Genomic DNA, 23,694 nt, shown 5'->3' with positions numbered 1-23,694 from the left:
ATGACGGAATTATTATGGCAAGTTAAATACATTCACGAGGACGGGAGAACGGTAGATATAAATATGTTAAACGCTACTAAAAACGGGATCATACTATCGTTATCAATGTTTCATAGTGTAAAAGAATTAATCAGTATCGAGGAAATAAGATAGTGAGTTACGAGGATTCAAGGCACATGTACCACATGAAAGCATATTTAACAGATAAATTAGGTTGGCAACGTCGAGAGGAAATAGAGTCCTGGAGCCTGGACAAGACGTTTGAAATGTTCCGTTATGTTTATCATGGAGGACTAGATAAGAAAACGGCGGCTAAACAACGTGAAATGGCTCAAAAAGCGATATGGAGGAGATAAGTATGGAACACAAAATATTTAAGATTGTTAGTTATGCGAAAGATTTACAGATAGGAGAACCAATATTCATTGATGATGATAACGGCGGCAAACACGGAATTGTAAGAGAAATAGTTTCGGTTAAATGGGCTGATTGTGACAGGGTAGAGATTCGCGGAATTGCAACGATCATAAACAAAGAAGAATATTCTAAGGAGTTGAGAAAGTTCTATGAACAGAAAGAAACGCATTAAACGTTATTACACGAAAAATAAACCTGTAAAGGTGTGCGGCATTAAATGTATTGAGTGCGGAAAGTTAATAGATGAAACTGAATTCCTGGAGTTCTTATTTGAAACATGTGGAGGTTGCCTTTAATGAGACAAATTAAAATAGAGTTAGAGAAAGACTTTCATCACTGTCCAAAAAGAGAAATGGACGAATTTAAAGAATTAGAAAGGGAATACATTAACGAACAAAAGAAAGGGAAACAACGTCACGAATGGACGAAAAGAAAGCCTGCTTATACCAATTGCGAAGAGTGCGATTGTGAATTGTGGGTATGGGACGATTACGGGCAAAAGCACGGAGTTTGTGGGGAGACTTGTTACTTGAGTTTAGTCGGAATGTCATGGAGTGATTTTTTCTAAAAACTTATCGAAAAACGATAAAAAAGAGCCGCGAACCCGCACCACTATGCATTGGTTCAATTTGAACCTATCGAGTGGACCAAAAACGAAATTGTGTATAATTTTCTGAAATAGTTGTCAAGGATTTTCTTGTTATACAGGACACGACGCGAACCCGCGCTACAACAACGTTTAACGGCTAAAGATATAAAATATATATTGTTGAGTGCGGCTTTTGGTTGTATCTTATATATAGGATATAACTTGTTTAATGTTTTCGGGGTTGGTTTTAAAAGAAAAAGAAAAAACAACATGTTGGTCTTAATGGACAGGTCTATTCTTGTCAGAATGAGAGAATAACGAAGAACATAAAACCTATTAATAGATTAAGAATTAAAAGGAGAACGAAAACATGAATACAGATTATAGAAATATTGACCTGGAAGAGTATGATAAGGATTTTAAACAGTTATTACATACATATACACTATATATCTATGAGAGGGTTGTTATTACTGATGAATCTATGATTAAAATAATAGAATCGTTCTGTAGTAAATACGGCAAACCTTATTTAGAGGTTGAAACTAGGTTATATCACGAACTACCCACGCCAGATAAAATAAATGATAAACAATAGGGACTCTAACGAGTCTCTTTTTTATTGCTTAATTAAATTGTATACACAATTATTTTTATGTTCTGGAAAAATCAATTAAATAAAAATGGATAGTTTGTTAAATAGAATGAGAGAATGGTATGATATTAGTTGTAAGGGACACCTTACCGCTACGGAAAATAGCGAATAAATAAATTTTGTATATTGAATACAACTTTTAATATTCTTTTTTCGTTAGTTGTAAACGAGCATACTACTCAAATTAGATAGTAATTACTCACATAACTACTATCGCTTGATACAAAGGAATGCGTCCTACTATGTATCTTGATTTCTCTAGATTTGTCTAAAATATGTATACGAAATTATGTCAATCGGTTCAAGTGGCATGTTGCTATTGAATGAATCGAGGGCGGGTTTGTAACCTGCCTAGTGCGTACGAGGTTTATCTAATACCATACAGACACCTCTTTAATATAGAACAATCTTTTTCACACATTCTTTTATATTTCTTTTCCCTTGTACGCACTAGGGTTGTTATGAACAACTACTTCTATGATACTTTTTAATCATTGTAGATTTCTCCTGGGAGGTTGCCCCCTCCTTTAAGGCTATCACATAAAAATATCAACTTGGCGATAGTGATAGTTTTAAAGGGGTTGGTAACTCTAACTTTTCATAATTGACAACTCAATAAAATTGCTTACTGAATTGTGTTCGACTTCATAAGAATATGGAGTCTGGAGTGGATAGGCGTTGAAACGTTATTCCCTCCTTTAAGGGTATTGATAAGTGTCTCTGATGCAAGCCGTGGAACGGCGAATGTCAGTACCTTTAAAGGTGTGTATAACACCCTCTATATGGATTGGAACAGACAAAAAAACAAATGTGTTTTATTTATCTTATGCGAGGGATTCACCATCCCTTTAAGGTAATGACGATAATGTATGTCTAGGGTGAGTCACTAGCCGTAAAATCGGAGTGGGACGGTTCGTTACTTTAAAGGGGCGAGTAATCGCTACTATTATATTTTTGGATTCTACTATTTTAGATAGTGGGGTAAAAAGGTATTTTTGCAATGTAACATCATTGTGAGAGGGAAGACACTAAAAATACATTCCTAGTCAGTAAAGACTTGAAAATCCAAGAGAAGGAAAACTCACGTACAGAAAACCATTTTCGCTTAATGGATCATATACAACCGAGACACATATATGAGATTGGATTTTTCCTCTCTCATAAGGTGCATGAGTTTTTGGGATATCTGGAAAATATCCCGTGGTTGTTGGGCATGCAACCACCTCCTTTTCTCGTGCATCTTATGAGGTATGGAAACCTCTTAGACACTGTTTCTATATACCAGTGATTCTATAAACACAAAACAGGTGATACCGTCCTATAACGGTAAATAAATCATCAAAGGTTATTATCAAACATTAATGATGATTTATAAACATGCTTACATTGATAACTAAGCAAACAATTACATGAAATATGATAACGATATGGATTGTGAGTCTACGGACTATAAACCGTTTCGAGGGTCTGACTACCCTCTATAACGTGTCCAGTTGTGACCATCTGGTGGCGTCAAAGATTCGCTTAGTAGGCTTTCTTAAAAGGTGGGTTCGATTCCCGCACTGGACCTTCTTTTATAGTTATAAGGTGAGAAAAGAGGGATAACATGTCAAAGAACATGCAAGAAGCTATTTTCTTCTTACTTCTAACATTAGTATTGCGGCACATGGATTCCGTTTGGTTGTGTGTGCCGCCGATGATTATGGCTACTATTTTCTATAGTAAACATGTGTTAGATGATATTGATTTAAAACGCCAGAATAAAAACGAGGAGTAAATATACTTCTTGTTTTTTATTTTCACTTATTTAAAGGAGGTGATAAACATGAAAAAAGCAAACGCGGCAAGTTCGGAATCAAATGTGGTAACACTAACTGCTTTGTACCGTGTAGATGTAGCGGATAATAACAGAATGGCATTTGTAAAGGCATCGACTGAAGAAACGGACATTACCGAATACATGAATGAAAATCCAATCGTTGGTGTAGGTGTTATGTACCAGACTTTAAGCAAAGATGTTGAATTGGGATAACGATCCCTTTTCTTTTTAAACGCTATATTGTTAAACAAGATACTGGAGGGAATGGGAAAATGGAAACTAAGGAATTGAGAGTTATTGCAACAGTTCACTTAAAAACAGGGAAAGCGGTTGACGTTCATAACGTCGTCGGAGAAATACCTGTAATCGTAGAACCTAAAGAGTTCCTAAAGACAATCGCGGAACAAATGGAAGACGTCGATTTTACAGGAATTAACGGATTAAACGAAGACGAAACGAAATACATTGAGATTCCGAAAGAAAGCATTGATTACATTACCTTCAGTGTCGAAGAAAACCAAGCCTAAAGGAAGGTGGAGTTAATGCATGGATTAAACGAACGACAAAAGCGGTTCGCGGACTACTACTTGGAGACAGGGAACGCATGTGAAGCATACAGGCGGGCGGGCTACAAGGCGGACAACGTCAAAAGCGTCGAGTCTCTTTCTTCTCGTCTGTTAGGGAATGACAAGGTTTTAGCCTATATTGATTCTAAGGCGTCTGACATGGACAATAAGCGCATTGCTGATGCAAATGAGGTGTTAGAGTTCTTGACCTCTGTGATGCGTGGAGAAGCGACAGGAAAGACGTTACGCGGTGTAGGTATGGGCGAACAAGTTATAAGTGAAATCGAGCCGTCTGTAGGAGAACGAAAAGACGCCGCCGTTCAATTGGGCAAACGTTATCGTTTATGGGTGGACCGTCAAGAGGTCGAGACAACGGGGACTGTCATTATTAAGGATAGTGTTGGTGATACGTGCGAAGAGTGCGGCAAACATTACGAGGAGTGTGAATGCTGATGTTAGAGAACTGGCAATCTATCACAATTTCTATAGTAATGTTGCTCATGATTACTGTACCATTCGCCTTATTGGATAGACACGAGAGAAACCAGAATGACAAGCGTCGATAAGACTGTAAACATGCGTAATGTGATAAGTCCCAGGTTTCGTAAAGTCTGGTATCTATCACGAATGCGTAAATGTTTACGGTACGTTCTAAAAGGCGGGCGCGCGTCTGGTAAATCGTTCTTCATACCATTCAGAATCCTAACGGATATCATGGAATACCCTATCTCCTGGCTTATCCTGCGGAAAGTACAGAATACTATTGTTAGGTCGGTATTTGAACAAGTGCTAGAAGCTATGGAAGTTATGGGAATAAGACACCTATTCCGCCCCGTTCCGTCACGCCTGGTCATTGAATATATACCGCGTGGCAATAAGATATATTTCTTAGGTTGTGAAGACCCAGAACGCATTAAGTCTATTAAGGATAGTAAATACCCGATCATGGGAATGTGGATAGAGGAATGCGGGGAATTCAGAACTGAAGAAGAAGTGTCTATTATTGAGAAATCAATATTACGTGGTGACTTCACTATTGCACCAGAACAACGCGAGGACCTGCCAAACTATGAATATACATTCTTCTTTAGTTACAACCCACCTAAACGCCGTGGGCATTGGTTGAATAAGAAGTATAATAGTGCGTTCATTGCTACGAATACCCATGTTAACCATTCGACGTATAAGGACAATAAACACCTTACAAAAGCATTCTACGAAGAAGCCGCGATTGAAAAGGAAATGAACCCTTTAAAATACCGATGGGAATATGAAGGAGAAGCAATAGGTTCTGGTATCGTACCATTCGATAACTTAATCATTGAGCAAATACCACAAGAGCAAATAGACGCATTCGACAACATACGTCAAGCGGTTGACTTTGGTTTTGCCACTGATCCAATGGCGTTCGTCCGTTGTCACTATGATAAGAAGCGCCGCACACTGTATATCTTTGATGAATACTACGGCGTGAAGATATCAAACAGACAGTTAGCCGCATGGATTAAGGCGAAGGGATATGACGCGCAAGAGATTACCGCCGATTCTGCCGAGCCTAAATCTATTAGCGAGTTAAAGAATGAACACGGCATACGACGAATTGCGGGAGCAAAGAAAGGTCCAGACTCCGTTGAGTATGGTACTGAATGGCTAGGAGAGTTATATGCAATTGTAATTGACCCTAAACGTTGTCCGAATGCCGCGAAAGAGTTTGAGAACATCGACTTTGAAACGGACAAGGACGGAAACCCACGCCCACGCTTACAAGATAAAGACAATCACTCTATTGACGCCGTACGTTATGCAATGGAGAAAGATATGAAGAAGGGCAACAAACTTAGAACGGCTAAACGTTCACAACTTGGATTTTAAGAGAGGTGAGAAAGAATGCTTACATTTAACGAAGCAAGAGACTTGTATTTTCGTTTTAAAATACAACGAGGTAAAGGCAAGAAGAAAGGCTTCAGTGACCTGCAACGCCTGTATAACTACTATATGGGAGAGCATGACATTACAAAGAAACCTAATCGCCCAAACAATAGGAAGACATACAGGGTATCACATAACTATCCGCAATATGTCGCTACTATTTCAACGGGTTATTTCATGGGTGCGCCTGTAACGTATACAACGCCCGATAAAGACGCGTTAGAACCTGCTCTAGATATCATTGAAGATAATGACGGGCAAACGGTGGACTATGACAATGCTTTGGATATGAGTATATACGGGAAAGCTTATCGCCTATTCTATAACGATGAAGACGGCAACCTTAATTTTAAGGACGTTGACCCGCGTTTCACAATCACTTTAGACGATGGAAGAGTAAAGCCGAAAATAACAGACGCTATCCGTTTTAGTGAACGATTGCTGAAAGAGAATGTTATTGAAGTTACTATGACTTTGTATGACGAACGCCATTCACAAGAATATACATTCAACTATAAATCGGAATACTTGAGTAATACGGAAGCTGATATTGCTGAAACGGTTGTCCCTAGCAATAATGGAGAACTAGAAGCGCACAATATTACAGACGATGACGACAAACCGCGCGTTCCTATCATTCTTATCCAGAACAATAAGTTTGAACTAGGAGACTATGAATCACACTTAGATTTAATAGACGCTTATAACGAAATGGAATCGAATGATTTTGAGGACTCGGCAGACTTTACGGACGCCATTCTTAAATTAGTTAATCTGAATGAAACGAACCCAGATGACATTACTCATTTGAGTGAAGATAAGGTTATGTTGTTAGATGCTGACGGCGATGCTGATTGGTTGATTAAGAAAGTTGATTCCCAGTTTAAGAAGGATACGAAAGAACGTATAGAAGCCAACATTCATAAGTTCACGTTTGTTCCGAACATGAATGATAAAGAGTTCGGCGGAAACCTTTCTGGTGTTGCTATCAAATACAAGCTACTGGCATTAGAGCAAGTACGCGGACAGAAAGAGCGAATGTTCAATAAAGCCGCTACGGACCAACTAGCGATTATTAAAGGCTATTTAAACCGTACTAATGAAGGTGACTTTGAACTGAAGGACGTTAAATTACAATTCACGCCTAACTTACCTCCGAACTTTATGGAAGAAGCTGAACTTGTTACAAAATTGCGTGCTGCGGGTCTACCTGACAAATTCATATTCACTTATCTGTCAAACGTTCAAGACGTTGAGCATTTAATTGAAATGAAGGAGGAACAGGAGGAAAAATCCTATGAAGATGAATATGCTAACATCGACGGGGAAAGTGATGGTGTGGGGAACGGGAAGAAGAACGATTCTGATAAAGACGGGTCCGAACGAAAACCACCTATTCCCAGTGACCAGGACGAAGGAAAAGAAGAGTAATAACCGATGAATACGGAAGAGTATTGGCAAAAGCGGACTGAAAAACTCGAACAAAGATGGGATAGAGACGCGGCAAAGATTGAAGCAAGGTTGAAGAAGTCGAACAAACGAGCCTTGAAAGAAGTAGAAGCCGAAATGCGTCTGTACCTTACTAAAAAAGGTTTCGACTACAACGAATTAATGAACCACCTGGACAAACGAGGTGTTAAACATAGACAAGGCGCGTTGCTAGACTTCTTAAATGAACTCAAGAGCAACGAAAGCACAATTGCTACCCTAATAGCACAAGACGTACAAGTTCACTTAGATATGAGGAAACTAAGTCGCTTAGATGCAATCATAAGTGAAATGCTTATCGCTTTAGGTGAACAAGCCTTGAGGGATAATAACGATATTTACGATCAATTGAAAACAGTCTATACAGATACTCTGTTACTGAATAAATACGATTTTAAGAGAATCGGAATTGAAACACCTGTATACAGACTGGACGAAAAGAAAATACAAGATATCCTTTCTTATCCCTGGACGGGCGCAAACTTCAGCACGCGCATTTGGAACAACAAACGAGTATTGATAAACGCATTACGTGAAGAACTCGTACAAGGCGTTATACAAGGCTTACACGTTGACGATATCGCGGAACGTTTTGCAAAAAGAATGGACGTACCGTTACATAGAGCGAATGCGGCTATATATACAGAAAGTGCATACATGCGAAGTCGTGCCGATATGGAATCATTCGAAGAAGCCGAGATTGAGAAGTACAAATTACACGTAACGTTCGATAGACGAACATCGCCTAAGTGTAGGGCGCTAGATGCTTCAAAAATCTATCTACGAAGTGAAATATCATTCGGTGAAAACTACCCGCCGTTGCACGTAAGGTGCCGCACAATGGCTATACCACATATCGAGGGTATCGGCTACAAAGGCGGTAGATGGGTGCGAGATAAGAACGATAAGAGCGTTTATGTTGATAATGTTGAAATGACGTTCAAAGAGTACAAAGAACAATTCTTGAGGTGATTACATGAGAAACACTGTTACAAAAGAAGAGATTGATAAGATCATGGAGAAAACGCATTTTGTAATTGACACTTATTTTAATAAAACTACGGTTGTTCTAGCTAAACTGCCAAACGGTTTTATTATTTGTGAGTCTAGTTCTTGTGTTGACCCTGCCAACTATGATGAACAACTAGGTTTTGATATTTGCAAAAAACGAATTGAGAACAAAGTTTGGGAACTAGAAGGATATCGACTTCAATGTGAAGTTAGTCAAATGATTTAAGGTGACGTATCACTATAACTACGGTACAAAATATAGTCACACCGACTTTAAATGTGGAGGTATAATTATGTTAGAAGGTAAACACGAACGTTTAGAAGAAAAAAAGACGGTATCATTCGCTTTACGATTAAGTGACATTCCGAAAGGTTTACAATACTTCAGCGAGGGCGGCGAAGGTGATACACCACCAGGCGACAACCCGCCAGGAGATACGCCACCAACTGGAGACACACCGCCAGGCGACACTATGACGAAGGCGGAACATGAAGCGAAACTTCAAGAGGAATTAAACCGTATTACAGGTAAAATCCGAAAAGAAGAACGCACAAAGGCGGTTAAAGCGGTACAAGCTGAAGCGGGCGCGGCGCATCAAACGGAAATGGAAACGTTAATGGACGAAATGCGAACTATTAAAACAGAGCGTGACGCGGAAAAGAAAACGGCTCACGAACTGAAAATGAAAGATGTTGCAATTGAAAAGTTAACGGCTGAAGGATTGAGCGCGGGGTTTGCTAACAATGTCAAAGGTGATACACCAGAAGAGATTGAAGCGAACGTAAAAGCATTCATGGCAATCATGGACGGCGAAATTAAATCGCGAGTAAAGGGATCTATTGCGGGCAAAACTCCACAAGGTTCTCAAGGTGTAGGCGGTCAAGAGGTTGACCCAGTTAAAGCGGCTTGGGACAAAGAGTGGGCGTAACAACCATGGACCAATGGAATTGACGTCACTATAAAAGCTATTCCAATTTTATTAAACAATATTGGAAAGAAGGTATAAGAAATATGGCTACATTAACATTAACTGACAAGTTTTCTAAATTAGTAGATGAGCGCTTTGCACCTGCGGCGGTTACTACTGCATCAACAAACCAGGACTACGAATTTGTAGGCGCAAGAGGTATTAAAATCACATCTGTAAACACGGTAGAAATGAACGATTACAAACGTTCTGGCGATAACCGTTACGGACAAGCGGACGAGTTAACAAACGAAATCCAAGAGGAACTAATGAAGAAAGACCGCTCATTCACGTTCACAATGGACAAAATGAATGAAGAAGAATCAGAAGTAAAGGTTGCTCCTGCTATTGCGCGTCAAATGCGTGAAGTAGTTATCCCAGAAATTGAAGCGTACCGACTAGCGCAAATGATTGCGGGCGCGGGTAACTCTGAAGAGGGCGAAATTACAAAAGAAAATGCTTATGAAGAGTTCTTAAAAGGTCAAGAAATTATGGATGATGCATTTGTACCAGAAAACCGCGTGTGTCACGGTACACCTACTTTCATCAACAAATTAAAGCTATCTGATAACTTTATTAAAGCATCTGAATTAGGGCAAGAAGTGTTATTAAAAGGTCAATTAGGTGAAGTTGACGGCGTCGCTATTATCAAAACACCTAAATCATTTATGAACGGTCACGATTTCGTAATTGCTCATAAGTCTGCGACTGTAGCACCTGTAAAACTAGCTGAAACAAAAGTACACCTTGACCCTCCTGGAATCAGTGGAACACTAGTTGAAGGGCGTTTCTACTATGATGCATTCGTATTAAACATGAAGAAAAACGGCTTATATGCTTACAAAGCTAAAGCACCTGCGGAAACTAGAGCCGCTAAAAAGTAAGAGGGGTTTTCCCCTCTGCCCACGAGGGGAGGATAAAAAATGAAGAATATAACAACATTCAAACGTTATAGTTTGTATGCACAAAAAGAATTCACTGTAATTCAAGAAGAGTTGATTGAAGATATCTTAATACCTGTAGTAACCGAATTTATCATAGGGTATACGGGAGTTGACTTTGAAGCTGAAGGAAGAGACTACCCTGCATCATATGAAGCCGTTGCATTCCGTCTTATCACATATCACCTGGAGGGTGAAGGTGCGGACGTTGTAAGCGAGCAAATGGGTAATTACAGAGTACAACATGGGGTTGATGGTATTTATCCAACAAACTTGTTAAAAGGTCTTAGCCGACGAATGAGAACGCCGTCCGCACGCATTAGGGGACGACAACCGAAAGGACGCGGTGAATATGACCAGGATTAAACGTTTGCTTCAAAAGTTCGGTAAACAATCGGACCTATTAAGGCGAACACCTAAAGATAAAAATAGTCCGTTCGATGACAAAGGCGAATTCACCGAGATAACGTCATTCGTTGCCATTGTCGATGAAGATACACAAGGCGGTAAAAGCGCGTTTTCTCGCGATAGAGTGGGTCAACAAGTCGATGCTATGTTGTATTGCAATATAGTTGATATCCGTGTAGGTGATAAAGTCGTACAACGCGGCAAAGAATACAAAGTTATGAAAGTATCAAACCCTTATAACTCTGACGATCATTTAGAGTGTGTACTGGAGCATTATTCATGAGTAACTTTGAATCTCGACGACGAGAGGTAGAAGCGAGAACAAGGCGGCTCCAGGAACTAGCTTTAAAGAAAGTGGGAGAACACATTAAGGGTGCGGCTAGAACGAATTCACGAAAAAGAACTGGTGATACTGGTGGTTCATTTACGTCGGAAGTCACTAATGATGGTAGCGGGTCAAAGGTTATTATCGGTAGCAACCAGGATAACGCCATTTATGAAGAGTTCGGGACTGGTATTCACGCCGAAAAAGGCGGACGAAAAACCCCGTGGGTGTACAAGGACAAGAAAACGGGTGAATTCTATAAAACACGCGGTAAAACAGGTACACGAGCGTTGCGAAATGCGGGCGAACAAAACAAAAGCCAGGCACAAACTATAATTCGCGGTGTTATGAGTGGGGGCATGGGATAAGTGGAAAAATTACTCGAATATATTCATGCATTTCTGCTTGAAAACATTTCCGAAAGTTTTAATATAGAAATTTTTTATGAAGAAGGAAACGAAGACGCGTTGCAACTTCCTTATATGGTCTACACAACGTCGTCGGATATGAGTCTTTCTAAGGTACGAGAGGACGTCACATTCACACTTAATTTCTGGGGAGTATCAGAGCATAAAAGAACGATTACAAAAGCCGTGGACAAGATTAAAGAACTTGTGAGCATGGGTGTAGTAATTGACGCTTGCAAACCTCTAGCAATCTCAACTGAATTCATGTCAAGAATGGATGTACCTGTACAAGACCAACGATTGCGTTGTACAGAAGTAAGATTCAAAGTTTCCCTATACTAATAACGAGGTGAGAAAGATATGAAACTATTAACTAACAAATTTCAACCAGAAAAGATTGTATTAGGTTCTGGAGCGTCTGTTTTCCTTAATTGGACAAAAGGCGACGAAGGAATTATTGATGTAGGCGTAACGCAAGGTGATGTAGCTTTTACTTATGCACCTACATTAGAACCAATTAAAGCGCGCGGTGTACGCGGTAATGTGAAAGGCTTGCAATATGTAACAGAGTCAGAAACGAAGGTAAAGGCGGCTTTCCTGCAATGGCTTGACAAAGATTTAATTACTAATTTCTTGCTAAATGCAAAAGTCATCGAAGTGAAACGCGACGGAACGAGCGAGGGCGGAAAGGGTACAAGTCATATTATCCGTGGTAATGAGGATTTAATTGGCGCATGTGGCGATGACCCTTACATTGATGACATCACAATAATTGGACGTAACAACGCGGGCGAGTTATACCGAATTACGGTATTTAACGCGCTTCCTACATCTGGTTTTGAAGCTATCTTTGCGGATACGGAGGTTGCAACGGAAGTCGAATTCACTGGTCACAACGATCCTAATGACCCAATGACGCCACCGTTCGAAATTGAAATTTTTACACCAGAAGATGCATGTAACGGAGTCCCAGAAACTACTCGTTATGTCGAGCCAATTATTGATGCAAAGAAAATCGCGAAAAGCGTTAACTAATTATTGAGGGGTTCGCCCCTCTTATAAACCAACTAAACGAAACGAGGTAATTTAAAATGAGTAAATTTGAAGCGTATTTCACTATTAACGGAAAAGAACACGAAATGAAAGGTATTTCAGCACTTGACCGCCTACGAATCGCGGGTATTGCGGGACGTCAAAATTTTATGGGAAGTATGAACCTGGAAGTCGCTGAAATGCAACAAAAGTTAGCAGGTAAAGACCCTGAAAAATGGACACGAAAAGAACGTGAAATGTCTTTAAAGGTTGCGGCTGAAGTAACAAACAAAATGTTAACTATCATTGCTACTGAATCAGACGAAATGTTTGCTTTATGGTCCAATATGACTGGAGTTAGTCCAGAAGATTTAAAGAAAATCAATTCTGATGATTTCGACTCTCTATTTGAAGCGTTCAAGAAAGTTGGAGGTTTTGAAGCTTTTTCGAAAGCCGTGACGAGTCTGAACTAACTATCTATAGATTAGTTGACGAAATGGCGGCGCGTTACGGTTCGCTAGAATATGTTTTAAATATGCCCTGGTTCGTTTTAGTTAATTTATATGGTAAAGCCACGCTTCCCGCGATTGAATTAAAAATGCGTTGGGAAGCGTATATAAACAATCCGTTTAACGAAATGTCATTCAGCGAGTATCTTTCCAATACAGGCTATAAAGGTGACGAACAAAAAACAGAGAAATTAGAAAACCTTTCAGCAGAAGAGATTATGAATGAAGCGAAAAGGTTAATGCCCCCACCTAATAAGAGCGGGGTGAAGTAATGGAAGTATTTAAGATATTTGGAACGCTAGGACTAAGGGACAATGAATATCGTCAAGGTCTTAGCAGGGCTGAACAACAAGGGCAACGAGCAAGTAATAATATCAATAAAGGTTTTAGTAATACTGGTAATATGTTCGGCGCTACTGGAGCAGCGGCGATGGGCATGGGGGCGTCTATGTTGGGGGTTGCGGGTGTAACTGTCGGCGTAGGCGCCGCTTTAGTTGGAACGATCTCTGCGGGCGCTAACTTTGAAAAGCAATTATCAAGCGTTAAAGCAATGACGGGCGCTACTGATGCACAAATGGCGCAAATGACTGCCCAGGCAAAACAACTTGGTGCTGAAACTAAATTCAGTGCATCGCAAGCGGCTGAAGGTATGGCGTTCTTAGGTATGGCGGGTTTCAAAACAAATGATATTATGGCGGCTATGCCTGGTATGTTAAACCTAGCGGCGGCAGGTAATTTAGATTTAGGGCGCGCGGCTGATATAGCAAGTAACATTATGGCGGGGTTTGGCTTAGAAGCATCTCAAGCGGGTCACGCGGCGGACGTACTAGCCTATGCGTCGTCAAACTCTAATACAAACGTTGAGCAACTTGGTGAAGCCATGAAGTATGCGTCTGGTACTGCATCGACTGTTGGTTTCTCGATGGAAGAGACAACGGCGGCAATGATGGCAATGGCTGACGTAGGTTTACAAGGTTCTGTAGCGGGTCAAGCATTCGCGTCATCTTTAGGACGTTTAGCAAAGCCATCTAAAGAAGCGCAAAAGGCTATTGATGCAATGAATATATCTTTCTTTGACCAACAAGGGAAAATTAAACCATTGCCCGCAATCATAGGCGAACTAGAAAAAGGAATGGGCGGAATGTCGGAGAAACAAAAAACGGCAACCCTACAAACCATTTTCGGCGCTGAAGCGTTCAAGAACTGGGCGGCACTAATAAAGAAAGGTAGTACGACTTTAGAAGAAAATACAACCGCTCTAGAAAAATCTAATGGTAAAGCAAAAGAAATGGCTGACACTATGAATGATAACTTAATAGGAGCGTGGGACGGCTTTACATCGAAGGTCGAAGGTTTGGCAATCACGATATTCGGAATATTAGCACCCGCCCTATACGGAATTTTAGCGGGAGCAACTGCGGCGGTTTCTGGTATTGACAGTTTCATTCAAGCTATTATCCCTATGGATTCTTATATTCAAGGGATCCAAAACATGACGGAAGCTATTAAGCTGATGTGGAAAACGGCAAGCGGAGACGGTGAAGCGGGAATTGCGGCGGTTGACCTTATGACGTCAATGGGGCTATCACCAGAAGCGCAAGAAATGGCAATGAGTGTTATCTATAACATACAAAACGGAATTAATTTATTGAAAGCTTTAGTTTCTGGAGACTGGGGCGAAGCTTCAAAAATTATGGATAAGCTAGGCATTACACCAGAAGCGCAAGCGCAAATTACTAGCATTGCACAATCTATTGGTGTTGTTATTTCGAATTTAGCGAACATTATCGGAACAATGATAGGAGTCGCGGCTCAATTGGTAGTACACGCCTGGGGTCTTATTATGTCGGCAACAACGGCGGTCTGGGGCGCTATCCTTCCATTTGTGCAACCTATCCTATCTGCATTAGCTAGTTTTGTAGGTTCCGCATCCACAATCATTTCTAATTTCTGGAAAAACAACATGGAGCCAATCAAAACAATTACTACGGTTGTGTGGAATGTTGTTACTAGCGTAACGCGTGCGGCAATGGCTATTTTTGGGGCGGTTATTTCTGCAACGATGGGTATTATAGGTCCATTAATCTCTCAAACAATGAATGTTATTTCAACGGTTATTTCCGTAGTCCTAAATGTTATTACTGGCAATTGGTCTGGGGCGTGGAGTTCTATAAAAGACTTCTTCTCTTCTACCTGGGATAACATCGTTTCGCTAGCGCAAGGTTTCGTAAATGGAATAGGTTCACTATTCCAGGGGTTCGTTTCTGCTATCGGTAATATTTTCGCTCCTGTAGCGGCGTTAATAGGCGCACCGTTCGAGGCGGCATGGAAAACGGTTGATAAGGTAGTCGGTTGGATTGGTGGCGCGGTTGATAAAGTCGCGGGATTCATCGGTAAAATCGGAGACGGAGCAAAGGCGCTTGGCGGTTTTGTTGGTCTTAGTTTTTCAGCGCCAGTTAATAACGTTCAAGGGTCTGGCGGCGGAGCAGTTGCGGCGTCAAGTGTCAACGGGTTCGAAAATGGCGGTTTATTCAAACCGAACAACGAACGAATGATTAAAATAGGTGACGCTAAAAAGTATGATGAAGCGGTGTTACCACTAGAAAAAGGCGTTCTTGGAATGATTGGGGATAAAATCAGTGAGAACATGAAAATGCAACAACCTGAAGTTATCGAAAAAGAACCACCAACGTTTATTATTGAAGTGAACGGAAAAAGGTTCGCCCGCGCTATTGCCGATGATATGAACCAGGTATTAGGCGGATTGAAAGTCAGAGAGGTGAGACAATAATGGTGTGTTCTTATACACAATTATGTTTAGAAAAAAATGATCACTTTTCTTTAGGTGGGGAGTTAAGTTCTGACTACGGACTCGTTTCCGTAGGTGAGCGGGACTTCTCCGCTCCTTCAAGGGAAGTCAAAAAAGTAAAGGTGTTAGGTCAAGACGGCGACCTCATTATTGACCAGAAGCGTTATAACAACTTTACAAGAAAAATAGATGGATTCATGATAGTTAGCGATTATAGGGAACTAGCGGCAAAAGTGAAAGTTCTTAGAAACTGGCTGAATAAAACGGCGAAGTACCAGGAATTAATATTTTCTTATGACGAAGAGTCGGTTTATATGGCGTCTCATTCGAGTGAAGTTCAAGCGGTTATGATTAGCCCGCAAATAGCGCAAGTTTCTATAGAGTTTGACTTGAAACCAGAGATATTTACACCGTATAGCTTTATGAGCGCGGAATTGACGTCTTCAGACACGTTAATAAACGAATTTAGTGTAAAAGCATTACCATACATTAAAATCACTGGAAATGGAGATATGACGCTTCATATAAACAATAGGTCATATAACTACAAAGGTGTTGACGGTTGGATTGAAATAGATAGCCAACTAAAGATAGTTTACAAGAAAGAAAACGGCGTGATTTCAAATAGAAGTGAAAAAGCGGTAAACAGAAACTTCCCTTACTTTGAAGAAGGAGAAAACAACGTTTCTTGGACTGGTTCTATTACTAAAGTTGAAATTGTCCCGCGTTGGAGGTCTAGATAATGGATATCACATTACATAAGAGTAGCGAACGTAATTTTAATAATTTAGGTTTGGGCGTCTTGACTAATATAGAAAAGGCGTCCGTAACTGAAGAAGCCAATGGATCGTTTGAGTTAGAGGTTGATATTGTACTAGAAGACGAAAATCTACTGCAACTCATTCCAGAGGAAGAACAAATATTGTTCGCAAAAGCAAATGATACCGACAAAGGGCAACCGTTTAGAATATACAACGTTGAAAAAGATGACGACTATTCTATATTCATACGCGCCAGACACGTTAGTTTTGATTCTAAGCGTTATGCGGTTTCTGAAGTAACGAAGGCTAGTAGGTCAATTGCGGCGTCGTTAGAATTAGTTAACGGAGCGTTAGAACCTAAAGGGCATCCCTTTAGATTCTCGACGGATATGGAAACGGTATCGACGTTTGAAGTTAGATTCAAAAACTTGATTGATATTTTGCAAGGCTCAAGAGGTTCTTTATTAGATGTATACGGCGGGGAAATAACCCGTGACCACTGGCACGTAAGATACAACAAGCGACGCGGCGATGATACAAACATCTACATAGAAGCAGGGAAAAATTTAACTGGTATTAGTGTTTCTATAAACACGGACGAGGTCTACACGAGAATTATTCCTTATGCTAAACGAAATGATGAGAACTCAAAAGATGAATCATACATTGAGTTAACAGAAAAATATATTGATAGTCCTCATGTTAATGATTACCCAGAACCAAGAGTCAAGATTGTTGAAATAGACGGGGTTGAAAGTGAATCAGAATTGAGAAATAAGGCTAAAGGCTACTTTGTTCGAAACGGGACCGATATTCCAAAAGTAAATCTCAAAATCGAATTCATTCAGTTGTGGCAAGTTGAAGGAAACGAAGAACTAGCAGGAATCGAACGCCTACACATTGGCGATAGAATACACGCGAGTCACCCAGAAATTACGGCGGACCTTTCCGCACGAGTTATTAAAACGGTTTATGACCCTATCAATGAATTGTATGAACACATTGAAGCAGGGGACTATAAAACTAGTATGACAACGGAATCCAACAAAGATTCATCAAACCTTATAGAAAGAGTTGACGATGATAGGTCTAGTTGGAAACAAGTAGTTGATATGGTAACGGACAAGATTACGGGTAATGATGGCGGTCATGTTGTTCTTCACCCTCGTGAGAATCCGCAAGAAATTTTTATCATGGACACTGATAACGTGAACACCTCTAAACAAGTTCTAAGAATGAATAAAGAGGGCATTGGTTTTTCCAAAAATGGGATCAATGGAAAATTTGAAACGGCTTGGACTGTTGACGGTGTTTTCATTGCTGATTTTATTAAATCTGGCACGTTAGATACTTCACTACTGAAAGCGGGAGTTATCAAAGGTTCAAAAGGAAACATGGTCATTGACTTGTCAAACGATAAGATGCAAATAAACAAAGGTGCTATATCTATTGTTCGTCCCGACGGATATGAAGTTATAAGCGACGGTATGGCGGCGTTTGATTTAACTGTAGACGCCCACGAACCTATGTATATTGGTGAAGGCGTTAAAGTTAATGGTTGGTGGTGGACCACTACTACAACAATTCCGCGAGAATGTAACGTTTATACAATTAGACATCAAGCGAGATATTTTAAAATGCATCTTGGGTTTTTCGTAGATGAAGGCGGACGAGGAAGAGTTGAGATTGCGGAAATTCGCGGTGGTACGGGTTCTGTAGTGGTAGCACAAAGGGAATTCACTAACGGTCAAGGCGGAAATGAAGCAAACGCGGGTGTTACGTTAACCGTTGATTTAGGTGTACCAGATGGGAAAATGAAATCGTTCATTTTATCGGTTGGAAGCGTAGGCGGCGGAGAAAAAAGAGCCTTTTTAAGAAAAATCAGGGCTTGGCTAGAAGGTTAATTGAAAGGAAGATAGAAATGATTAGACTTTTTGATATAAATTTAGATTTAATTAACATCAAACATCATGAAAAAATCGAGATTAGAAAAGACGATACTGACACAAATACATTAAACGTAACAGTTACAAACCGTAACAAGCCGTTTAATTTAGCAGGGTGGCGAATTGTATTCGAAAGCTTACTAGCTGACGGTACTTACATTCGCGATAAAGGCGATTTTAATAACATCAAGGTTCTTGACGCCGCTAAAGGTAAATTTAGTTATACATTCATTAAAGAAGCCCTTTCCGCTCATGGTAATGTCGTAAAAAGTTACTTTGCATTCGAGAAAGATGACCCTTCACTACAAAGTAAAGTGGACCGCGTTACAACGAAAGATTTTAGATATAAAGTTATTTCTGACGCCTTAACTTGCGCTAGTGGCGTAAAAGAACACTATTTGACCGAATTAGAAAAACTTATCAAAGAAATTGAAGAAGCGGCTGAAGAAATCGACGTTGAAGAAATCATGAAGAGAATCAAAGAAATTGAAGAGGCAATTGGTAAAGTTGACTTTGTTAAACGTAATGGAGACACCATGACGGGAGATTTAAATTTTGATTCAACTAAAACGCTGAAAAGAATAACTTCATATGACGGCGCTAAAGCGTTGTTTTCGTTATCGTTCGCTAATAGCGGAATGTTTTTCGCTGAAGATAGACAAAACCAAAACTTTAACGTTTTCGTTTATGATCCTGCTAAGAAAGAATTCAATGTAAATGCTAATTCAAATCTACTAAAGAAAACAGAGATATACAAAGACTGGGTAGGCACGGACGGAAGACCAAAAACAACGGCTAACGGTACGGATTTAGACACACTTCTTAATGGTGGTATTTATCAAGTTTTTGACGCAAAAAACGCTCCTGTTACTGGTTGGTTATTCGTAGAGGTAAAAGTCCACACAAGTGACTATGTAACACAAACGGTGACTACGTTTACAACGAAAGAACCTATGAAATGGGAACGTAACAAAACTGGCGGCAATTGGAATCCGTGGGCAGAAGGTGGCGGCGGTAACTTAAAAAAAATCGCACCTGATCCAATGACTCATTTAAATAACGCTAAAGTTTTAACACGCGTTCCTACGAAACAAAATATCAGTGGCGTGGATATGTGGTTACAAGGCGTTAACGTCAATGACAACAAAGAGGAAGTATATGTTGCTTATGTAGATGGTAACGGAACTAAGTTGCGGGTTGAAATTTTCGATTTCAAGTCTAATTCAAAAGGGCAACGGACGTTTACTACTCCACAAAACTCTTATACAGAGTCATTGCCTTACTGGTACAACTCTAGTAATCAATTACATTTCCTTATTCGTCTTACAAGTGATTCTAAGTATCATGTTCTAAACTTTGATGCAGGAACAACGGCGGGACCATTCCAGTTGCAAGGGCGTCGCACAATCGCCGTACAAGATGGGGACAGAATGATTACAGTGAAAGAAAACCCACAAGGCACAGATATTACAGGTATGTATATTTATGATTGGCTTAGTGTAAAGAACGGTCAACCAAAATTACTAGGCGAAAAGAATTTTGAAACTACATCTAACAAACCAGAAAAAACGCAAGGTGTAGCACAATTAGGCGGTTATACATTCTTGTGTCAAGGTGAGTGGAAAGGTCATCCGCATTTAACGGCTATTAACAACACAGGTAAAATTCAGAACGTCTTCAGATATTCAAAACGATCACTAGCGGAAATCATTAACGCGAAATATCCTGGCGCAATCCCTTCAAATCAAATGGACACATGGGAATATGAATCAGAGGGCGGTTGTACTTATCAAGGTAGACTTGTAACAACTCAAGTCGCTCCAGACTGGGGCTACCTATTTGTACACAACTGGGCTGACGGAACGCCTATTGTATGCGAACCAGATTCCACGCAAGCAAAACTTTCTGGAGAAGGTGGCGGTGGCGGCGTTCCTACTTCAATGTGGTATTATAGAAGCGACTTTAATTACAACCCAGGAAACAATGTTGTAAAACATGACAGAGAACCAAAATGGACTCAAGGGAAAGTACCTGTAACATACGACGGAACTTATTATAAAACCACTGCCGACGGTATGTATGATATGGACGTATTTCTTTCAACGCTTTGTAAAGGAGCGGCGGCAGAACATACTATTGCTATAGATTTCATACGTGATTCGGATAACTCGGTTGTTTTGACAACGGAACTAGATTCATTCGCGAATGGATATGAAAACAGATACGCGCGATTATACGGAAAAATGACCTGGTGGTTCGAAAAAGATACGAGATTCAGAATCATGTATAAAAACAATGACAATGCCGCATCGACTCACTATGAAACGCGTGTAACTATAAAAATGGTTTAAAAAGATACGTTTTATAATATAGATAGATAACTAATGGTAGTGTTATTATTAATCTGAAAGGACTGATAATAATGGAAAGCTTCATTTTAGAGCAATTAACTAGCGGCGGCGTAGTCGGCTTGTGTATCGGCGGTTTCGCTTGGTTATTTAGATATGTATTAAAGCGAAATGAGTACCGCGAGGAAAAGTTAGAGAAAGAGATCGAAAGAGGCGTTGAGCGGGAACACGGGTATCAAGGCGTTATCCGCGACAACCAGGAGATTATGAAGCAACAAGCGGAATCTTTACGCGATGTAAGTGAAATCAAGGCTATTTTAAAAATGAAAGTAAATACAGAGGAACGGGTAGAAACGCATTAATTTGCGACTCTATCCATTTCTATTTAACTTAATTGGAGGTTTTTTATATGGAAATCAAACAAATGATTGTACCAGAACACCGTTGGGGCGCTCTTTGCCCGAACCCTATGACGCCCACGGAAATAACTTTTCACGAAACTGATAATGACGCGCCCGCTATTAATGAACGAAATAACGTGGCTAACAACTCCACTGGGACTAGCTTTCATATTGCGATAGACGACAAAGAAGCTATTCAGTTAATACCTTTCTATCGAAATGCCTGGCATGCAGGAGACGGCACCAACGGACGCGGAAACCGTCATTCTATCGGTATAGAAATTTGTTATAATAAATCTGGCGGCGCACGATATGAAAAAGCGGTACAAAACGCTATTATTGTTATTCGCCAATTGATGAAACAGTTCAATATTCCAATCGAAAAAGTGAAAACCCACAATGAACGAAACGGGAAAAACTGTCCGTCACGAATGATTAGAGAAGGGCGCGTGCAATGGTTCAAACAAATGCTAGTTAACGGAACTAATATTGAACCACCAAAACCACAACCGACTCCACAACCAACTCCACAGGGATCATGGAAATCGGAGCGCGGCTCTTTTGTTCTAAATACATCTATTAAACTTAGAACTGGAGCAAACACATCATCAAGCGTGATTGCGGTTCTTGCTAGTGGAGAAACTGTTAATTACGACGCTTATAGAATTGACCAAAACGGTCACGTATGGATTAGACAACCACGAGCGGGCGGGACTTACGGTTACTTAGCTACTGGAGAGAGTGCTAACGGACGACGCGTTAACTACTGGGGAACATTTAAATAAACAAAAGCCCTTCATTGCGAAGGGCTTTTTTGTTACCAATTAATTCTATTACTACTAGTTGCTTTATATCCGTGAATAATTACGTTATCAGCGCTAGTACCTACAACGCCCCTTAAATCATAGTTATCAAAAACTTCTCCGTAATAATTCTTTTCTGGACCCTTGCCACCTGCAAACCCACCTAAATTTCTTACGAAGTTATCACCAATTTGTTTTGCCGATTCTTTTGTTACTGCATCGTTAACGATAACGGACATAGTAACTTCTTTTCCTTTGACTTCAATGTGAGCGTCTTTGACTAAAGGGTTACTTGTAACTTGTTCTATCGCCATTTTTTTTGCTTCATCCGAAATTACAAACGTTTCTTGTTTAACTTCTTTTTTAGTTTCTTCTTTTGGGATCTCTTCTCTATGGTCATTCATTTGTTTTTTTATTTGTTCAAGTTCTGACGGTTCTTTAGTTTCTTGTTTAACCTCAACATCTTTTGAACCGCAAGCCGCAAGCCCTAAAGATAGTATGATAGTCATGAATAGTAATAGTTTCTTCAATGCATGTTCCTCCTAGTTGTTTATACATGGTTTATCTTACCAGGAGAAAACCGAACACGCAACGAACGTATGAATATATTTTTGGGTTAATAAAACATATACTAGTGAATTTGATAGTCCGAAAATCTTTGATGATTATGTAGCTAAAGAGTTCATTTCACAAAAAGAACGTAACGACATTGAAACGAACATGGTTCAAGGAATACATTTTTTCAATACAGACATTGCAGAGCAGTTTCAAGATAATCCGAAAGAAATATTAAAATGGATTACGCAAGTTCAATTATCACCAACACCTTTAGCGCGTGCGGCATATTGTGAAAGAGTATTACTACATGAAATTACATTGGGAGCGAAACAATACGTCATACTCGGTGCAGGCTTAGACACGTTCAGCTTTAGAAACCGAGAGTTAGAGAATAAAATAGAAATATTTGAAGTAGATCATCCTTCTACGCAGCAGTTTAAGAAGGAAAGAATAAAAGAAGCAGAGTTTGAAATTCCAAACAACCTTCATTTTGTTTCGATGGACTTCACGAAAGGATTTTCCAGTGAACAGTTACAGAATGAAGGATTTGAAAATAAAAAGACTTTCTTTGGCCTTTTAGGTGTTTCGTACTATTTAACGAAAGAGGAACTTTCTAGTTTAATAGAATGTCTATTTGCGATGGTTCCAGAAGGAAGTTCTATCGTTTTCGATTATTCAGATGAAAACTTGTTTACGGAAAAAGGATTATCTAATCGAGTGGAAAATATGGTGAAAATGGCTGCAGTAGGCGGAGAACCGATGAAATCATGTTTTTCTTATGCCGAAATGGAAGCACTGTTAGAGAAGGCCGGCTTACTCATTTATGAGCATTTATCGCCAGATGATATTCATACATTATATTTTGAAGGACGAAACGATTATTTAAAAGCTTTTGAGACGGTACATTATGTGCATGCGATAAAGAAGTAAGGAATTAGTAGGCATGGGGAGGAATCTCTGTGTCTTTTTTTGTGGAAAACAAAAGGATGGGATTTATTGAAAAA

At 39.8% G+C, this 23,694-nt stretch carries 29 protein-coding genes; 28 read left to right on the top strand and 1 reads right to left on the bottom strand.

What is annotated here, in order from left to right; translation table 11 throughout:
* The 27 genes from DPQ31_RS15775 (at nucleotide 1) to DPQ31_RS15645 (ending at nucleotide 22,114) form a co-directional block, all read left to right on the top strand.
* Nucleotides 1–153, top strand: coding sequence for a hypothetical protein (locus DPQ31_RS15775; RefSeq protein ID WP_208730658.1), 153 nt, complete (start codon nucleotides 1–3; stop codon nucleotides 151–153).
* A gap of 205 nt (nucleotides 154–358) precedes the next feature.
* Entirely contained in the window at nucleotides 359–589 is a 231-nt protein-coding gene (locus tag DPQ31_RS15770; protein ID WP_208730657.1) for a hypothetical protein, read from the top strand.
* A gap of 123 nt (nucleotides 590–712) precedes the next feature.
* A complete protein-coding gene (locus DPQ31_RS15765) occupies nucleotides 713–985 on the top strand; it encodes a hypothetical protein (RefSeq protein ID WP_208730656.1) in 273 nt (90 codons plus the stop codon).
* 391 nt (nucleotides 986–1,376) lie between these two features.
* Nucleotides 1,377–1,604: a hypothetical protein gene (locus DPQ31_RS15760; RefSeq protein ID WP_208730655.1), complete on the top strand. Its 228-nt coding sequence runs from the start codon at nucleotides 1,377–1,379 to the stop codon at nucleotides 1,602–1,604.
* A 1,663-nt stretch (nucleotides 1,605–3,267) separates the two neighbouring features.
* Nucleotides 3,268–3,438, top strand: a complete 171-nt coding sequence (locus tag DPQ31_RS15755) for a hypothetical protein (protein ID WP_208730654.1) — start codon at nucleotides 3,268–3,270, stop codon at nucleotides 3,436–3,438.
* A 48-nt stretch (nucleotides 3,439–3,486) separates the two neighbouring features.
* Nucleotides 3,487–3,693 (top strand): hypothetical protein, encoded by a 207-nt coding sequence (locus tag DPQ31_RS15750; RefSeq protein ID WP_208730653.1) that lies wholly within the window; start codon nucleotides 3,487–3,489, stop codon nucleotides 3,691–3,693.
* 59 nt (nucleotides 3,694–3,752) lie between these two features.
* On the top strand, nucleotides 3,753–4,007 hold the full coding sequence (locus DPQ31_RS15745) for a hypothetical protein (RefSeq protein WP_208730652.1): 255 nt from the start codon (nucleotides 3,753–3,755) through the stop codon (nucleotides 4,005–4,007).
* A 15-nt stretch (nucleotides 4,008–4,022) separates the two neighbouring features.
* A complete protein-coding gene (locus DPQ31_RS15740; RefSeq protein ID WP_208730651.1) occupies nucleotides 4,023–4,499 on the top strand; it encodes a terminase small subunit in 477 nt (158 codons plus the stop codon).
* A 96-nt stretch (nucleotides 4,500–4,595) separates the two neighbouring features.
* On the top strand, nucleotides 4,596–5,918 hold the full coding sequence (locus DPQ31_RS15735; RefSeq protein ID WP_208730650.1) for a PBSX family phage terminase large subunit: 1,323 nt from the start codon (nucleotides 4,596–4,598) through the stop codon (nucleotides 5,916–5,918).
* A 15-nt stretch (nucleotides 5,919–5,933) separates the two neighbouring features.
* Nucleotides 5,934–7,406: a phage portal protein gene (locus tag DPQ31_RS15730; protein ID WP_208730649.1), complete on the top strand. Its 1,473-nt coding sequence runs from the start codon at nucleotides 5,934–5,936 to the stop codon at nucleotides 7,404–7,406.
* 6 nt (nucleotides 7,407–7,412) lie between these two features.
* Nucleotides 7,413–8,435 carry a minor capsid protein gene (locus DPQ31_RS15725; protein ID WP_208730648.1) on the top strand — a complete coding sequence of 341 codons (1,023 nt, stop codon included), beginning with the start codon at nucleotides 7,413–7,415 and terminating at the stop codon, nucleotides 8,433–8,435.
* Nucleotides 8,436–8,439: 4 nt separating this feature from the next.
* A complete protein-coding gene (locus DPQ31_RS15720; RefSeq protein ID WP_208730647.1) occupies nucleotides 8,440–8,700 on the top strand; it encodes a Gp49 family protein in 261 nt (86 codons plus the stop codon).
* Between the two features lie 67 nt (nucleotides 8,701–8,767).
* Nucleotides 8,768–9,403 (top strand): chalcone isomerase family protein, encoded by a 636-nt coding sequence (locus DPQ31_RS15715; protein ID WP_208730646.1) that lies wholly within the window; start codon nucleotides 8,768–8,770, stop codon nucleotides 9,401–9,403.
* Nucleotides 9,404–9,486: 83 nt separating this feature from the next.
* A complete protein-coding gene (locus DPQ31_RS15710) occupies nucleotides 9,487–10,326 on the top strand; it encodes a major capsid protein (protein ID WP_208730645.1) in 840 nt (279 codons plus the stop codon).
* Between the two features lie 39 nt (nucleotides 10,327–10,365).
* A complete protein-coding gene (locus DPQ31_RS15705) occupies nucleotides 10,366–10,749 on the top strand; it encodes a head-tail connector protein (RefSeq protein ID WP_208730644.1) in 384 nt (127 codons plus the stop codon).
* Entirely contained in the window at nucleotides 10,736–11,074 is a 339-nt protein-coding gene (locus DPQ31_RS15700; protein WP_208730643.1) for a hypothetical protein, read from the top strand. Before DPQ31_RS15705 ends, DPQ31_RS15700 begins: the two co-directional genes overlap by 14 nt.
* Complete coding sequence (locus DPQ31_RS15695; RefSeq protein WP_208730642.1) at nucleotides 11,071–11,484, top strand: HK97 gp10 family phage protein; 414 nt, start codon at nucleotides 11,071–11,073, stop codon at nucleotides 11,482–11,484. Before DPQ31_RS15700 ends, DPQ31_RS15695 begins: the two co-directional genes overlap by 4 nt.
* Nucleotides 11,485–11,865, top strand: a complete 381-nt coding sequence (locus DPQ31_RS15690; RefSeq protein WP_208730641.1) for a hypothetical protein — start codon at nucleotides 11,485–11,487, stop codon at nucleotides 11,863–11,865. It begins immediately after the preceding gene.
* 18 nt (nucleotides 11,866–11,883) lie between these two features.
* Nucleotides 11,884–12,558 (top strand): hypothetical protein, encoded by a 675-nt coding sequence (locus DPQ31_RS15685; RefSeq protein WP_261797453.1) that lies wholly within the window; start codon nucleotides 11,884–11,886, stop codon nucleotides 12,556–12,558.
* A 56-nt stretch (nucleotides 12,559–12,614) separates the two neighbouring features.
* Nucleotides 12,615–13,028, top strand: coding sequence for a hypothetical protein (locus DPQ31_RS15680; protein WP_208730640.1), 414 nt, complete (start codon nucleotides 12,615–12,617; stop codon nucleotides 13,026–13,028).
* A 23-nt stretch (nucleotides 13,029–13,051) separates the two neighbouring features.
* On the top strand, nucleotides 13,052–13,336 hold the full coding sequence (locus DPQ31_RS15675) for a hypothetical protein (protein WP_208730639.1): 285 nt from the start codon (nucleotides 13,052–13,054) through the stop codon (nucleotides 13,334–13,336).
* Complete coding sequence (locus DPQ31_RS15670; protein ID WP_208730638.1) at nucleotides 13,336–15,855, top strand: phage tail tape measure protein; 2,520 nt, start codon at nucleotides 13,336–13,338, stop codon at nucleotides 15,853–15,855. Before DPQ31_RS15675 ends, DPQ31_RS15670 begins: the two co-directional genes overlap by 1 nt.
* Nucleotides 15,855–16,616, top strand: coding sequence for a distal tail protein Dit (locus DPQ31_RS15665; RefSeq protein ID WP_208730637.1), 762 nt, complete (start codon nucleotides 15,855–15,857; stop codon nucleotides 16,614–16,616). Before DPQ31_RS15670 ends, DPQ31_RS15665 begins: the two co-directional genes overlap by 1 nt.
* Nucleotides 16,616–18,538, top strand: coding sequence for a phage tail spike protein (locus DPQ31_RS15660; protein ID WP_208730636.1), 1,923 nt, complete (start codon nucleotides 16,616–16,618; stop codon nucleotides 18,536–18,538). The genes DPQ31_RS15665 and DPQ31_RS15660 overlap by 1 nt, the downstream gene beginning before the upstream one ends.
* A gap of 17 nt (nucleotides 18,539–18,555) precedes the next feature.
* Complete coding sequence (locus DPQ31_RS15655; RefSeq protein ID WP_208730635.1) at nucleotides 18,556–20,931, top strand: BppU family phage baseplate upper protein; 2,376 nt, start codon at nucleotides 18,556–18,558, stop codon at nucleotides 20,929–20,931.
* 71 nt (nucleotides 20,932–21,002) lie between these two features.
* A complete protein-coding gene (locus DPQ31_RS15650; RefSeq protein ID WP_208730634.1) occupies nucleotides 21,003–21,290 on the top strand; it encodes a hypothetical protein in 288 nt (95 codons plus the stop codon).
* A 47-nt stretch (nucleotides 21,291–21,337) separates the two neighbouring features.
* A complete protein-coding gene (locus tag DPQ31_RS15645; RefSeq protein WP_208730633.1) occupies nucleotides 21,338–22,114 on the top strand; it encodes an N-acetylmuramoyl-L-alanine amidase in 777 nt (258 codons plus the stop codon).
* 32 nt (nucleotides 22,115–22,146) lie between these two features.
* Here DPQ31_RS15645 and DPQ31_RS15640 read toward each other — a convergent pair whose 3' ends face one another.
* The gene (locus tag DPQ31_RS15640) at nucleotides 22,147–22,662 is read right to left on the bottom strand and encodes a hypothetical protein (protein WP_208730632.1); all 516 of its coding nucleotides are present in this window, start codon (nucleotides 22,660–22,662) and stop codon (nucleotides 22,147–22,149) included.
* A 73-nt stretch (nucleotides 22,663–22,735) separates the two neighbouring features.
* On the opposite strand from DPQ31_RS15640, the gene DPQ31_RS15635 reads away from it, so the two are divergent.
* The gene (locus DPQ31_RS15635; RefSeq protein WP_208732099.1) at nucleotides 22,736–23,620 is read left to right on the top strand and encodes a class I SAM-dependent methyltransferase; all 885 of its coding nucleotides are present in this window, start codon (nucleotides 22,736–22,738) and stop codon (nucleotides 23,618–23,620) included.
* Nucleotides 23,621–23,694 lie beyond the last annotated feature (74 nt).

Source organism: Bacillus sp. COPE52 (genome assembly GCF_003355115.1).
Lineage (GTDB): Bacteria > Bacillota > Bacilli > Bacillales > Bacillaceae_G > Bacillus_A > Bacillus_A toyonensis.
The sequence above is the reverse complement of the archived record's forward strand: the minus strand, read 5'-3'. Positions and strand labels throughout refer to the sequence as shown.

Coding starts and splice junctions, on each gene's coding strand:
- DPQ31_RS15775 (WP_208730658.1), top strand. CDS start 1: ATGACGGAATTATTATGGCAAGTTAAATACATTCACGAGGACGGGAGA.
- DPQ31_RS15770 (WP_208730657.1), top strand. CDS start 359: ATGGAACACAAAATATTTAAGATTGTTAGTTATGCGAAAGATTTACAG.
- DPQ31_RS15765 (WP_208730656.1), top strand. CDS start 713: ATGAGACAAATTAAAATAGAGTTAGAGAAAGACTTTCATCACTGTCCA.
- DPQ31_RS15760 (WP_208730655.1), top strand. CDS start 1,377: ATGAATACAGATTATAGAAATATTGACCTGGAAGAGTATGATAAGGAT.
- DPQ31_RS15755 (WP_208730654.1), top strand. CDS start 3,268: ATGTCAAAGAACATGCAAGAAGCTATTTTCTTCTTACTTCTAACATTA.
- DPQ31_RS15750 (WP_208730653.1), top strand. CDS start 3,487: ATGAAAAAAGCAAACGCGGCAAGTTCGGAATCAAATGTGGTAACACTA.
- DPQ31_RS15745 (WP_208730652.1), top strand. CDS start 3,753: ATGGAAACTAAGGAATTGAGAGTTATTGCAACAGTTCACTTAAAAACA.
- DPQ31_RS15740 (WP_208730651.1), top strand. CDS start 4,023: ATGCATGGATTAAACGAACGACAAAAGCGGTTCGCGGACTACTACTTG.
- DPQ31_RS15735 (WP_208730650.1), top strand. CDS start 4,596: ATGACAAGCGTCGATAAGACTGTAAACATGCGTAATGTGATAAGTCCC.
- DPQ31_RS15730 (WP_208730649.1), top strand. CDS start 5,934: ATGCTTACATTTAACGAAGCAAGAGACTTGTATTTTCGTTTTAAAATA.
- DPQ31_RS15725 (WP_208730648.1), top strand. CDS start 7,413: ATGAATACGGAAGAGTATTGGCAAAAGCGGACTGAAAAACTCGAACAA.
- DPQ31_RS15720 (WP_208730647.1), top strand. CDS start 8,440: ATGAGAAACACTGTTACAAAAGAAGAGATTGATAAGATCATGGAGAAA.
- DPQ31_RS15715 (WP_208730646.1), top strand. CDS start 8,768: ATGTTAGAAGGTAAACACGAACGTTTAGAAGAAAAAAAGACGGTATCA.
- DPQ31_RS15710 (WP_208730645.1), top strand. CDS start 9,487: ATGGCTACATTAACATTAACTGACAAGTTTTCTAAATTAGTAGATGAG.
- DPQ31_RS15705 (WP_208730644.1), top strand. CDS start 10,366: ATGAAGAATATAACAACATTCAAACGTTATAGTTTGTATGCACAAAAA.
- DPQ31_RS15700 (WP_208730643.1), top strand. CDS start 10,736: ATGACCAGGATTAAACGTTTGCTTCAAAAGTTCGGTAAACAATCGGAC.
- DPQ31_RS15695 (WP_208730642.1), top strand. CDS start 11,071: ATGAGTAACTTTGAATCTCGACGACGAGAGGTAGAAGCGAGAACAAGG.
- DPQ31_RS15685 (WP_261797453.1), top strand. CDS start 11,884: ATGAAACTATTAACTAACAAATTTCAACCAGAAAAGATTGTATTAGGT.
- DPQ31_RS15680 (WP_208730640.1), top strand. CDS start 12,615: ATGAGTAAATTTGAAGCGTATTTCACTATTAACGGAAAAGAACACGAA.
- DPQ31_RS15675 (WP_208730639.1), top strand. CDS start 13,052: ATGGCGGCGCGTTACGGTTCGCTAGAATATGTTTTAAATATGCCCTGG.
- DPQ31_RS15670 (WP_208730638.1), top strand. CDS start 13,336: ATGGAAGTATTTAAGATATTTGGAACGCTAGGACTAAGGGACAATGAA.
- DPQ31_RS15665 (WP_208730637.1), top strand. CDS start 15,855: ATGGTGTGTTCTTATACACAATTATGTTTAGAAAAAAATGATCACTTT.
- DPQ31_RS15660 (WP_208730636.1), top strand. CDS start 16,616: ATGGATATCACATTACATAAGAGTAGCGAACGTAATTTTAATAATTTA.
- DPQ31_RS15655 (WP_208730635.1), top strand. CDS start 18,556: ATGATTAGACTTTTTGATATAAATTTAGATTTAATTAACATCAAACAT.
- DPQ31_RS15650 (WP_208730634.1), top strand. CDS start 21,003: ATGGAAAGCTTCATTTTAGAGCAATTAACTAGCGGCGGCGTAGTCGGC.
- DPQ31_RS15645 (WP_208730633.1), top strand. CDS start 21,338: ATGGAAATCAAACAAATGATTGTACCAGAACACCGTTGGGGCGCTCTT.